At 69.4% G+C, this 12,460-nt stretch carries 11 protein-coding genes; 4 read left to right on the plus strand and 7 right to left on the minus strand.

Annotation, left to right across the window (positions count from 1 at the left end; genetic code table 11):
• Window positions 1–21 precede the first annotated feature (21 nt).
• The 4 genes from AB0H28_RS20140 to rny all read left to right on the plus strand — a co-directional run bounded on the left by AB0H28_RS20140 (window position 22) and on the right by rny (window position 4,778).
• Window positions 22–525 carry a hypothetical protein gene (locus AB0H28_RS20140; RefSeq protein WP_358042290.1) on the plus strand — a complete coding sequence of 168 codons (504 nt, stop codon included), beginning with the start codon at window positions 22–24 and terminating at the stop codon, window positions 523–525.
• A gap of 11 nt (window positions 526–536) precedes the next feature.
• A complete protein-coding gene (locus tag AB0H28_RS20145; RefSeq protein ID WP_358042071.1) occupies window positions 537–1,223 on the plus strand; it encodes a regulatory protein RecX in 687 nt (228 codons plus the stop codon).
• Window positions 1,224–1,417: 194 nt separating this feature from the next.
• Complete coding sequence (locus AB0H28_RS20150; RefSeq protein ID WP_358042073.1) at window positions 1,418–2,122, plus strand: 3-keto-5-aminohexanoate cleavage protein; 705 nt, start codon at window positions 1,418–1,420, stop codon at window positions 2,120–2,122.
• An 889-nt stretch (window positions 2,123–3,011) separates the two neighbouring features.
• The gene (gene rny / locus AB0H28_RS20155; protein WP_358042075.1) at window positions 3,012–4,778 is read left to right on the plus strand and encodes a ribonuclease Y; all 1,767 of its coding nucleotides are present in this window, start codon (window positions 3,012–3,014) and stop codon (window positions 4,776–4,778) included.
• A gap of 118 nt (window positions 4,779–4,896) precedes the next feature.
• Here rny and AB0H28_RS20160 read toward each other — a convergent pair whose 3' ends face one another.
• From AB0H28_RS20160 to AB0H28_RS20190, 7 genes are all read right to left on the minus strand, one after another.
• Window positions 4,897–5,424 carry a hypothetical protein gene (locus AB0H28_RS20160; protein WP_358042078.1) on the minus strand — a complete coding sequence of 176 codons (528 nt, stop codon included), beginning with the start codon at window positions 5,422–5,424 and terminating at the stop codon, window positions 4,897–4,899.
• Between the two features lie 155 nt (window positions 5,425–5,579).
• Window positions 5,580–5,924, minus strand: coding sequence for a hypothetical protein (locus AB0H28_RS20165; protein WP_358042081.1), 345 nt, complete (start codon window positions 5,922–5,924; stop codon window positions 5,580–5,582).
• 4 nt (window positions 5,925–5,928) lie between these two features.
• Window positions 5,929–8,301 (minus strand): glycoside hydrolase domain-containing protein, encoded by a 2,373-nt coding sequence (locus AB0H28_RS20170; RefSeq protein WP_358042084.1) that lies wholly within the window; start codon window positions 8,299–8,301, stop codon window positions 5,929–5,931.
• 55 nt (window positions 8,302–8,356) lie between these two features.
• Window positions 8,357–9,532: an ABC transporter permease gene (locus tag AB0H28_RS20175; RefSeq protein WP_358042087.1), complete on the minus strand. Its 1,176-nt coding sequence runs from the start codon at window positions 9,530–9,532 to the stop codon at window positions 8,357–8,359.
• 59 nt (window positions 9,533–9,591) lie between these two features.
• The gene (locus tag AB0H28_RS20180) at window positions 9,592–10,254 is read right to left on the minus strand and encodes an ATP-binding cassette domain-containing protein (protein WP_358042090.1); all 663 of its coding nucleotides are present in this window, start codon (window positions 10,252–10,254) and stop codon (window positions 9,592–9,594) included.
• 2 nt (window positions 10,255–10,256) lie between these two features.
• Entirely contained in the window at window positions 10,257–11,465 is a 1,209-nt protein-coding gene (locus AB0H28_RS20185) for a hypothetical protein (protein ID WP_358042093.1), read from the minus strand.
• Complete coding sequence (locus tag AB0H28_RS20190; protein WP_358042096.1) at window positions 11,462–12,346, minus strand: hypothetical protein; 885 nt, start codon at window positions 12,344–12,346, stop codon at window positions 11,462–11,464. Before AB0H28_RS20190 ends, AB0H28_RS20185 begins: the two co-directional genes overlap by 4 nt.
• Window positions 12,347–12,460 lie beyond the last annotated feature (114 nt).

A 12,460-nucleotide genomic window follows, 5' to 3' on the forward strand; every position in this document is an offset into this window, starting at 1 on the left:
GTCAAGCCCCGGACCCGATCGATGAACCGGTTTGACATCGAGGTGGAGGGCAACCACAACTACTTCGTCGATGGCGTCATGGTGCACAACAGCCCGGAGACCACGACCGGTGGTCGGGCGCTGAAGTTCTACGCCTCGGTCCGGCTCGACGTGCGCCGCATCGAGAGCCTGAAGGACGGCACCGACGTGGTCGGCAACCGCACCCGGGTCAAGGTCGTGAAGAACAAGGTCGCGGCGCCGTTCAAGCAGGCCGAGTTCGACATCATGTACGGCAAGGGCATCTCCCGTGAGGGCTCGCTGATCGACGTCGGCGTGGAGCAGGCGATCATCCGCAAGTCCGGCGCCTGGTACACCTACGACGGCGACCAGCTCGGTCAGGGCAAGGAGAAGGCTCGCGAGTTCCTCCGCGAGAACCCGGACGTCGCGGCCGAGATCGAGAAGAAGATCCTGGAGAAGCTCGGCGTCGGCACCGGTGGTGCGGGCGACGCCACCGGCGGCCCGGAGTTGCCGCCGGTCGACTTCTGATCCGCTGACCTGTGGCAGGACGACGCGCCCGCACGGGGCGGGGCTGGGATGCCGGCCCGCCCCGTGCGGGTGACGCTACCGGCACGCCCCAGCCCCGCCGTGGCCGTCGCGCTGCGGAGCCCGACCCGGGGGAGGCTCCGGCCCCGCCGCGCGACGAGGCCGAGCTGGCCCGGGAGATCTGCCTGCGGCAGCTCGCCACCCGGCCGCGCACCCGGGCCGAGCTGGCCGGCGCGCTGGCCCGGCGAGGCATCTCCGAAGAGGTGGCCGAGCAGGTGCTCGACCGCTACGACGAGGTCGGCATCGTCGACGACGCGGCCTTCGCCCGGGCCTGGGTGAGCAGCCGGCACAACGGCCGCGGGCTGGCCCGCCGGGCGCTCGCCAACGAGCTGCGCCAGAAGGGTGTGGACGGCGAGGTGGCCGGCGCCGCCCTCGACGGGCTCGACGAGGAGACCGAGGCGGAGACGGCCCGGGCCCTGGTGGACCGGAAGCTGCGCACCGCCCGCGGCGAGCCCGACGCGGTGTTCCGGCGTCTGGTCGGCATGCTGGCGCGCAAGGGCTACCCGGCGGGCGTGGCGATCCGTGCGGTCAAGGACGCGCTCGCCGCGCAGAGCGCCGAGGCGGCCGAGTTCGCCGAGCACATCGACGCCGACGCCCTGGCCGACGCCGAGAACGACCTGGACGCCCGCCGGCACGACTGACCCGTCGCGGCCCGCCCGCTGTCCCGGTCGTCCTCTGTCGTGGCCGGCCCTCGTCGCGGTCGGCCCCTGTCGCGGTCGGCCCCTGTCGTGGCCGGCCCTCGTTGCGGCCAGCCCCTGTCGCGGTCGGCCGCTGTTCTGGGCCGCCCGGTTCGGTCCGTCGTCGTCGCGGACGGCGTTGAGGAGGGTGCACACCGATGCTCAAGGCGTGTCTCAACGGTGGCCGGCGGCGGGACGAGCACCCGGCCGTGCCGCTCACCGCGGCCGAGCTGGCTGCCGACGCCGTCCGCTGCGCGAACGCCGGGGCGACGGCGGTGCACGTGCACCCGCGTGACGACGGCGGCGCCGAATCGCTCGACCCGGCCGTGGTCGCGGCCGCGGTGGCCGCCGTCCGGGCCGCCTGTCCCGCCCTGCCGGTCGGGGTGAGCACCGGAGCGTGGATCGTCCCCGACCCGGCCGAGCGGGTGGCCGCCGTCCGCGCCTGGCCGGTGCTGCCCGACTTCGCCTCCGTCAACGCCCACGAACCCGGCGCTGCGGCGGTCGCCGCGGCCCTGCACGAGCGCGGCGTCATGGTGGAGGCGGGCCTCTGGACGGAGGCGGCGGTCGACGCCTGGCGCCGCTGGTCGACGCCCGCCGGGCGGGTCCTCATCGAGTGCATGGCCGAGGCGGCCGAGGCGGCGCTCGCCGACGCCGCCGCGATCCTCGCCGCGCTGCCCGACCGACGCCCGCCGGTGCTGCTGCACGGCGAGGGCCCGGCGACCTGGCCGGTGTTCGCCGAGGCGGTGCGCCGCGGCCTGCCCGTCCGGATCGGCCTGGAGGACACGCTGCTGCTGCCGGACGGCGCCACCGCGCCGGACAACGCCACCCTGGTCGCCGCCGCGCTGGCCCTGGGCGCCCGCTGATCGAGGTGTTCTGGACGCCCGCTGAACGTGGCCGCCCGGTTGCCGGTTGCCCGTGGCCGCCCCGGTCGCCCGCTGACCGAGGTGTTCGGGTCGCCCGCTGAACGTGGTCCTCCCGGCCGGGCCCGGCGGCCACGCCTGCGGCGTGATCGACACCAGTTCGGGGGAGCGGTGGGGTCGCGGGTCGTCGGATGCCACCACTTCGACGAAGTGGAGTGGATCATTCGTGCGTGGCCCCGGCGCAATGCCGTGCTCGTGCGATGGCAGGGCACCTGAGCAGGCCGAGAAGGTCACGCTGCGGTGAAGGCCGGCGAGGTTTGTCCAAGCCTGTCCGGCATATTCTCACCACTGCGTGACGGAGCAACTTCTCTCCGTCCGGGTGGTTTGATCATGACTCCTTGACCGAACGGTCCCTCGCGACCTAGCCTCGCCATACAGGCTCACTTTGCCCGACCAACGCAGGCTAAGCGCACAACATAGATCTCGTAACAGAACAGCATCACTTTGGCCAGCTTCACCGGCCCTTGACGGTCGCTCCGGCCCTGTCCGGCGCGTCCGACAACTGCAACCGGCCGCCGGCGGTGCCCAACGAGGGGCCACCGCCGACGGAAAGCTGCCCACAGCCAGCCGCTCCGGTCGGGCGTCCAGAGCCGCAGGCGCGTGCCCTTCGCGCGTCCTGCGGCGCCGACGTTTCAGGGGAGGCGGCCATGGCGGGGCGGCACAGGTTCACCGGCGGTCTGCCACACGGTCCCGGCCGCTCCTCGCCGGGCGGCGGCGCGGCATCGGCCGGTGGGGCGCGGGCCGGCGCGGCGTCGGCCGGTGCGGCGTCGGCCGGTGCGGCGTCCGCCGGTTCGGCGCGGCCGGTCGGCACCTACCGGTGCGGAGCGGTGGCATGAGCGCCTTCGACGTCGTCCTCGTCGTGGTGGTGCTGCTGCTCGTCGCGGTGGTGGTCGGGGCCGTGCTGTTCGGCGTACGGACGCTCAAGCGCCTCAGCCTGGCCCCCGCGCCGGAGGACCCGGCCTTCATCGCGGAGAAGGACCGGCAGGAGCAGTCCCTGGCCGCGCTGCGCACCGCGGCCGACGAGGTGAACAGCACCATCGACGTGGCCAAGTCGGCCGCCTCCGCGGCCCGTGCGGAGGCGGCCGCCGCGAAGGCCGAGGCGAAGGCCGCCCGGGCGGAGGCGCGGCGGGTGCTCGACGACGCCCGCGCCGAGGCGGACACCGTGCTGGAACGGGCGCACAAGCAGGCCGAGGCGGACGCCGAGCAGCTCCGGGCGACCGCGCGGCGCAGCGGCGAGCGCGAGGTGGCGGTGCTCGCCGCCACCACCCGGGAGCAGGCCGCCGAGGTCGAGCGGCGGGCGGCCCGGATGGACGAGCGGGAGCGGTTGCACACCGAGGAGGTGGAGCGGCTCGCCGAGCGGGAGCGGCAGCTCACCGCCGCCACCGCCGCGCTCGCCGCCCGGGAGGCCGCGCTGGTCGAGCGGGAGCGGGAGCTGACCGAGGTGGAGGAGCGGCGTCGCCGCGAGCTGGAGCGGGTGGCCGGGCTGACCGCCGACGCCGCCCGCGCGGAGCTTGTCGAGTCGATCGAGAGCCAGGCCAAGCGGGAGGCCGCGCTGCTGGTCCGGGAGATCGAGTCGGAGGCGCGGGGCACCGCCGAGCAGCGGGCCCGGCACATCGTCGTGGACGCCATCCAGCGGGTCGCCAGCGAGCAGACCGCGGAGAGCGTGGTCAGCGTCCTGCACCTGCCCGGCGACGAGATGAAGGGCCGGATCATCGGCCGGGAGGGGCGCAACATCCGCGCCTTCGAGTCGGTCACCGGCGTCAACCTGATCATCGACGACACCCCCGAGGCGGTGCTGCTCTCCTGTTTCGACCCGGTACGCCGGGAGGTCGGCCGGCTCACCCTGGAGAAGCTGGTGCTGGACGGCCGGATCCACCCGCACCGGATCGAGGAGGTCTACGACCTGGCCCGCCACGAGGTGGAGGAGCTGTGCCACCGGGCCGCCGAGGACGCCCTGGTCGAGGTGGGGATCACCGAGATCCACCCGGAGCTGGTCACCCTGCTGGGCCGGCTGCGCTACCGGACGTCGTACGGGCAGAACGTGCTCAAGCACCTGGTCGAGACCGCGCACATCGCCGGCACCATGGCCGCGGAGCTGCGGCTGGACGTGCCGACCATCAAGCGGTGCGCGTTCCTGCACGACATCGGCAAGGCGCTCACCCACGAGGTGGAGGGCAGCCACGCGATCATCGGCGCCGACCTGGCCCGCAAGTACGGCGAGGCCGAGGACGTGGTGCACGCCATCGAGGCGCACCACAACGAGGTGCCGCCGCAGACCATCGAGGCGGTCCTCACCCAGGCGTCGGACGCCTGCTCGGGCGGGCGGCCCGGGGCGCGGCGGGAGAGCCTGGAGGCGTACGTCAAGCGGCTGGAGCGGATCGAGGAGATCGCGGCCGGCAAGCTCGGCGTGGAGAAGGTCTTCGCCATGCAGGCCGGCCGGGAGATCCGGGTGATGGTGAAGCCGGACGACGTGGACGACATCGGCGCGGCGGTGCTGGCCCGGGACGTGGCCAAGCAGATCGAGGAGGAGCTGACCTACCCGGGTCAGATCCGGGTCACGGTGGTGCGCGAGTCCCGGGTCACCGAGATCGCCCGCTGACCGTCGGACGTGCGGAGCTCAGTGCGGCTCTGCCTGGTAGGACGTGGAGCAACAGCCACCTCTACCGGGTGGGCGGGACGGGGACGAGGCACTCGGTCTGTCCCCGTCGCGCCCTCTGTCAGAACGGCCGCTGCCGCGCCTGCAGTGCCCGGGCGGCGGACCTACGAGAGCTGTCGAGAAGGTCGACCGGAGTCCCCGCCCCCCGGCCCGGTCGGGTGCGCCAGCCCTCGAGAGTGCGCACCAGTCGGTCGAGATGCGGGTCCCCCGGCGGTACGTCGATCTGGAAATGCCCCTCCTTTGGGCGGCTTCGGTCGTCGCCGCCCCAGCGCACGACGCCGTTACATTCGGCGAGGATGTCGCGGATGACCGTCATTTCCCGCGGAAAGAGGTTGCCCGCGGAACCGGCCGGATAGAGGCTGGGCCGGATGGCGACGGCAGTACCGGACAGATAGTTCGACTCGAAGTGCGCCGCTACGGCCCGGTTCGTGCGGTGTCCGCTCAGGTCGCCGCGTCCGAGAGCGTCGACCTCGTAGTGGAAGCGGCGTACGACGTGCAGCAGTACGGTGGCCGCGGCTCCGGTGGCCAGGGTGACTCTCGCGTCGCTACCCTCGATCCGGTAGCTCTCGACCTCGTCGCGGTTCGCCACGGGCCAGCCGTTCTGAGTTCTCGCCCCCCGCCATCTGCGCGAGTTGGGCGCCGCCTCCGCCCGGTGGACGGGAGCGACGGTTCCGATGACCGTGGCACCGGCCGCCACACCGGCAGCTGCCAGAAGTTGTCGACGGGATAGACCCGTGGTGTTGCTCATTGCGGAGGCTCCAATGCTGTCGGGTCGGCTCTGCCCTGGCGGCGGGCGGATCGCAGGGCGAGTGCCGTGCAGACCACCCCCATGGCCAGGCAGAGAAACACGATCGGATTGACGTATGCGGGGACCAGATTGGTGTTGGTGCCGTCGGCATAGCGGCAGAGGTGCCGCAGTGGCAGCCAGTCGAAGCTGGTCGACGTGGGAGCTGACGACCTGGCGGGGCAGTACTCGCTGGCGGCACGGAGGTCGAGGAAGTGACCCGCCCACAGTCCGTGCAGGTAGACGACGACGGCCGCGAATGGCGCCACCACTGTTCCGATGACGACCCGGACGACATTGTTCATTGACTCAGATCTTGCCCTGCGCACGGAACGCCGCGACACGGGCGTTCTCCTGCCCGACCCGGTCCAGGAGCATGTCGGCGAAGCCCTGACAGAACTCGTCGAGCTTGCTGTTCGGCAATACGTTGGGCATGATCGTTGGAATCCCGCCGGTCGTCTGGATGAGGTACGCCCGGCCAGTGGAGATGATCGGGTCGGCCGTCGTCAGTAGCATGTCCCGGCTGATCGCCTTGGCGCCTGAGGCGCTACCGAAACGGCCCTCGAAAAACCGCTTCATACGTGACAGGTGGCCACCGCCGGAGTAGTTCCCATACATCGCGGCCCAGATGCTCGTTCCGTTCCGGATTTCCTTGGCGAGGTTGTACGCGTCCGCGTCCTCGATCAGATCGCGCAACTTGAACGTGCCGTTGCCGTCCACCTTGGCCAGTTTCTCACGACAGTAGGTGAGCCCGGACGAGTAGCTTTCGCTGTCCCTGCGCCACTCACCGTAGAAGGTCATCCAGTCGCCGCCCCAGCCGCCGACGTCCCCCCGGTTTGTGAGCGTGCCACCCGGCTGCGCCTGCAAGTATGCCGCGTTGAGGGACGCGCCGAGGTGGGAGACCTTGATGTCCACGCCGTAGAACGTGTCCCTGAAATCCCTGATCATCAGGCTGCCGGACTGGCGGAGCCGCTCGAGCGCGTGGTTCTTGAAGCCCTCGTCGATGCCGCCGATCATGAGTTGCCACTGGGCGTTGTTGTAGTCCTCATGGCGCAGAAACTCCATCACCAGCTGGTCCGCTGGACGGTTGCCACCGTAGTCGCGCGCCCACGTCAGTAGCGTGTTGATGTACGACACGAACGTGTCGACCTCCGAGATGGGGTCTTTCACGGAGGAGACGGCGGGGTCCGATTTGGGTTTGTAGATGTCCTTGTCGACCTCGATCCTTCCATCACCGGTCCCCATCCAGAGGGTCTGGATCTGGTTGAACGACCAGTTCTCGGGCAACGGGAAGCCCATGTTGCCGGAGAAGCCGGCGGACATGCCTGACACGAATGACCAGCGGGCGTAGGTGTGGGTGGTTACCTGGGCGCAGACGTTGCGCGAGGCGTAGACGCCGTGGACGTATTTCTTGCCCCGGTCGGCCAAGCCGGCGACGACACCCCGAAAATACGGCAGGATGTTGGAGTCGATCTCGTCCTGCGTCGCGTCGTAGTCCACGGCGAAGTAGATGACGGTGCCGGTGTTGAAGCCGTATCGGACTGCGGCGGCATGCGCGTCGGCCGCGTCCAGGAAGCCCTGGGAGTAGGTGAAGTAGGCAACCTCCTCACCGTAGTACTGGGAAATCGGAAACACCTTCAGCCCGTTGGCGAAGATGGTGTCCAACTCGCCCGGCTGGATCTCCTTGTTGAGCGTTCCCCATGACTTCTCGTCCAGGTACCGGCCGACGAACCGGTATCCGTTCCCGTACAGCGTCTTCGCTCGGGCATCGGTGATGGTCGTGATGCAGTCCACCGCAGTGCCGGCGCGGTTCGGATCACCGGTGGACACCAGCAGTTGACACCAAGTGGCGAAATCGCCCCTACTCGTCTTGGGTAGCGCCGAGAACTCCTGGAAGTCGCCGACGGCGGTGGCGACACTCGAGCTGAAGGTGCCGGTGAAATTGACGTAGATGCTGCCGTCGTCGGCGAGTCGGAACCGGTTGAACACCATCGCTGCCGTGAAGATGTTGACGAAGATTCCCGACGAGCCCTGCGCCAGTTGGTGGTTTTTCAGCCCCGCCTGAGTGCCCGGTCCGAACACACCGGTGGCCTGGTCGTCGGTCATGCCGAGTTCGAACTGGATGGCCAGGAACAGCGCCTTCTGCACGTCGCGAGAGAAGATTCCGTCGCAGGGGACGAGGAAGAAGTCCCGGCGGCCGAAGTAGCGGCTGTTCAGCCACTGCTGGATGGACCGGATCGTCGCGGTTCCGCCAGCGAGCACCACGTACGCGTCCATGGTTAGCAGGGCCTTGAAGATCTTGGGCTGGACATCGGTGTCCGAGCCGTCCAACCCGGCGTTGTACTTGATTTCGGCGACGGCAGAGGCGGTGTCCACGCCGTAGATTCCGTCGCCCGGCCCGCCCCAGTATCCCTTGCAGAACAGGGCGTGCTGGACGATGTTGACGATGTTCTGGTTGGTGGTGTCTGGGCCGATCGCACCTGTCGCCGAGAGCCGGGAGAGAGTGGTCGGCCCGAAGGCGTCCGACAGGCTGGTGATGCCGAGTTCGTGCTGAAGGGCCCGGGTCAGGGAGTACATGGTCGACCAGCCGGTCAATCCGTTCTCGGGGCAGCGGTTGTACCCGGGTACCGCGCCGTAGGTGGAATTGACCCATTGCTGGGCTTCGAGAACCTTCTGATCCACCGTGCCTCCATCGTTGTCCGGGAACATGTGGTTGTGGTTCGACGCGCGAACGGCTTCATCGCTGCAGCGCCTGCACCGGGGGAACGCGGGCTGCCCGGGCTGCCGGAACGAGCCCGGCGAGCAGACCGGCGACGGTGCTGATCGTGCAGGCGACCGCGGCGGACCGGATCTCGATGACCGGCGTCCAACCGTTGACGACGGACACGATCGACGTGGCCAGCACGCCGAGCAGCGTGCCAATCGCTCCGCCCAGACCACCCAGCACCGTGGTCTCGAGCAACAACTGGCCGAAGACGTGCCGCCGCCGGGCACCGACCGCCCGCCGTAGTCCGATCTCACCGGTGCGCACGGCAATGCCGGCGGTTGCGGCGTTGCCGATCGAGACGGTCCCCATCAGCAGGGCGACACCGCTGATCAGGAGGGTGGACCTGGTGGTGCTGCTCTCAATCTCCCGGCGCAGCGTACGGGGATCTGGCGGTGCCACGACACGCAGCTCGGCCGGCGCCTCGGGACGGAGCGCGAGTGGCGCCTGACGTCCGATGAGCTGCGCCGCTCCGGGGGCGGTCTCCACCAGCACATCTCGTTTCACGGGCTGGCCCCCGGCCGTCAGGCGGAGGCTGCTGCCCACGGAGTACGGCACGATGGCCGCTGACATGGCCTCGGGTCTGCGAAGGACGTCGCTATAGATCCCAACCACGGTGTAGGCGCTGTCCGCCACGAAGATCGCGACGCCGGTCCGATGGATCCCGAGCTGGCGAGCCACCGTGGCGGAGAGCATGACCACCGGCGTGGCGTGGCGCTCGTGGAACTCTCCGAAGTTTCGTCCGGCGCTCAGTTGGGGCGCCATCACCCGCAGGGCCGCCGGATCCGCTCCGATCAGGGGCACCCCGGTCGGGGGCCGCCGGGAGCCGATCGTCCGACGCATTGGTTGCTCGCCGAGACTGATCCGCCGCCCGGCCGCCACCACGCCGTTGAGCTGGTTGAGTCGGCCGATGGCACCGTCGTCGAGCCAGCTGCCAGTGATGTCGTGGTCCTCGGGCTGCACCAGCACTTCGGTCGCCCGTCGAACGTCGAAGGCGGCGGAAACCTGCTGGTTGAGGGTGGAGCCCAGACCGAGGCTCGCGACGAAAGCGGTCGCGCCGAGAATTGTGCCGATGACCGTGACGAGCGAGCGGCCAGGGTGACTGAGGACGGAGAGCGACGCTTCCCAGAACAGGTCCCGGACGTTCATCTGGGAGCTTTGGATCCCCAGCTGTCCGAATTCCTGACTGGAGTGTCTCCTGCTCGTCCTCACGTTTCGTCCACGACGCCGTCGGTGACGCGCAGTTTCCGGCGGGCCTTTGCGGCGACCTCCGGGTCGTGGGTCACCATGATCAGGGTCAGTCCATCCTGGTTGAGCTGGCGCAACACCGTGAGCACGACAGCAGTGTTCGCGGTGTCGAGGTTGCCCGTCGGCTCGTCACAGAAGAGCACCCGGGGCCGTGCCGCGACCGCACGAGCGATCGCCACTCTCTGCTTCTCACCGCCGGACAACTGGCGGGGATCGGCCTGCATACGGGTGGCCAGACCCATGCGCTCCAACGCCTCGGTCGCCATCAGCCGGCGCTGCCTTCGACCATGCGGGCCGTACAGCATCCCGAGCTCGACGTTTTCCAACGCGGTGCGCCCAGGCAGCAGGTGGAACGCCTGGAAGACGAAGCCGAAGAGCTGGCCCCGGATCGCCCCGCGCATAGCAGGCCCGCAGTCGGCGGTCTCCACCGCACCGACCCGGTACGAGCCGGCTGTCGGTACGTCGAGCAGGCCGAGAAGATTCAGTAGGGTCGACTTGCCGGAGCCGGACGGGCCGGTGACCGAGATGTAGTCGCCGGTCTCGATGTGCAGGTTCGTGGCGCGTAGCGCGTGCACGGGTTGGCCGTCCTGATAGGTACGCGATACGTCCCGCAGACTGAGCATGATCAGCCGCCCGCCGTCTGCTCGCCGACCATCACCGCGGTTCCGGGGGCTATCGGCGACGGGACGGGCTCCCGAAGTTCGACCCAGCCGCCTGCCGTCTGTCCGGTCATAACGGCCACGTCTGCCACGGCACCCTTCTCGGGTACCACGGTGACGAACGTGGAGCCGTCCGGGCGGGAGTAGATGGCAGAGACGGGCACCGCGATCACCTCCACCGCTGCGGCCGTCCGCACGTCGAGCCGAACGGATCTGTTCGTTGCCTCGCTCAGTGCCGTTTGGGTGAACTCGAACCGCACCTCGATGCCGGTCTGGCCGTCCGGTCCGGTGACCGCCTGCTCGCCCACCGCGCGCACGGTGGCCTTCGTCCGGGTTCCGGTGACGTCATCGGTGACGTCGACCTGCTGGCCGGGCCGGATCAGCGCCGCCTGGTCCACTGCGGCAGTCGTGACGATGGTGGGGGCCTGACCGTCCAGTTCCAGCAGCGACTCTTTCGGGTCGGCCAGGGTCTGCCCGACGCGGACATGGACCTTGCTGATCCGACGGCCGGTCCGGTCGATCACCACGACGGCGGACTGCGGCAGTTGCACGCCGCCCGTTGGCGGTGCCGCGCCGAGGTCGTCCGCGGTCTCGTCGCCGCCGCGCTCCGCGGCAGCCCCCGAGCCGACACGGTAGCCGCGGTCGCGGTAGAACGCGGCCAGTTGTCGTTGGGTCGCGCGGTCGAGCACCCCGGAGCCGGGCACGGGATACCCCATTCGGCGCATCGCCCGCTGCACCTCGACGACGTCCGGTCCTCGCGCGCCGATCGTCAGGTCACGGTAGAGGGGGAACGGCAGTGCCAGAGCGAACAGCGGCTCCCCGGAACGCTCGATCAGCACCTGACCCTCCCGCGCCCGGTCGCCGGTCCGGACCAGCACCTTGGTCACCACACTCTGCGGACCCACCGCCGCAGCCGGGGTGAGTAGCCGCACGCTGGCGCCCGGCTCGACACGTCCGCGGAGCACGACGGGCTCGACGAGCTTGCGGCGTTCCACCACGGCGGTGACCGGCAAAGGCTGAGGCGGCGCCGCGTCGGCAGCCAGTTGATCCGGCGACCGCAGGGTCGGACCGATCAGGACCGCCCCGGCGGTCACCAGCAGGACGGTCGCCAGGAAGAGCACGACGACGATGACGGATCGCCGTCGCCTATTGATGAGGGCGTTGACGTGAGTCACGGGGCACCAATTAGTTGAGCGGCCTGCTTCGCGAGCCGAGTGACCTGTGGATTGAGTTCGATGAAGGAGGACTCGTACTTCGCGACGAGTTCCCGTTGGACCTGCACCGCCGTCTCGAGCTGCTTTTTGTCAATGCCGGTGGCGCGGCGGCATTCGAACCAGGCCAGCGCAAGTGCGCTCTCCGCCGGTCCAGCGTGGTATGGAGCCGCTGGCACCGCAGGCCCTACCTCGATCGTTCCAGGCACCTGCTTGGGCTTCCACCGGTCGCGGCCTTCATTGGCATCCACACCGACCGGCACGCCGAAAAACCCGGGATTAGGGTTCTGCAGGAACTCCTGCTCGTTCTGCGGCCGATGACCCTTGTCGCCCAGGCAGGACAGCAGTTTCCGCCAGGCGGTGTCACCCATCCGCTCGTTGACCGTTGGGGAGAGCGGTTGACTAAGATTGTTGCCCAGGTCGAAGTAGCCGTAGTAGACCTTCTTGGCGTCGTCCGACAACTCTTTCCATGCGATGTCGGTGCACCGGTCGTACGCCTTGTCGTAACTTGGGTCGAAGCTGATGACCGAAGGCGGTGCCGACAGCGAATCCCGGCCGAAACCGACACGCTTGGCTTCCTCTGCGGAAGTGGGGCCAAAACTGCGAGCGGTGATGAGGAGATGGCGGAACGGGTTCCTGGGCTGTTCCAGCATCGTGTTCAGGTTCTGCGGATATCCCGCCTTCGCTAGACATTTGTTCCGAACCTTCAGCTGCGCGTAGTCGATTTGCCCGAGCTCTTCGCCGAGGAAGAGCGAAAATGGCTGATCGGACTTCGCTGCCGCCAGGTCGGCAGGCAGATCCGCCGTCGCGCTGGAGCACGCGCCTACGGGCAACAACGCGCTCACCAGGGCTGCCAATCCCGCTGCCCTCAGGTGCCTACGAAGTTTCACTCACGCTCTCCTCAAGGTGATGCCTCCTGGGCGTGGCGGGCACGCTTCTCGCGAGGTGTGCCCGCCATC

The sequence above is a fragment of the Micromonospora sp. NPDC050980 genome, from assembly GCF_040653835.1.
Taxonomy (GTDB): Bacteria; Actinomycetota; Actinomycetes; order Mycobacteriales; family Micromonosporaceae; genus Micromonospora.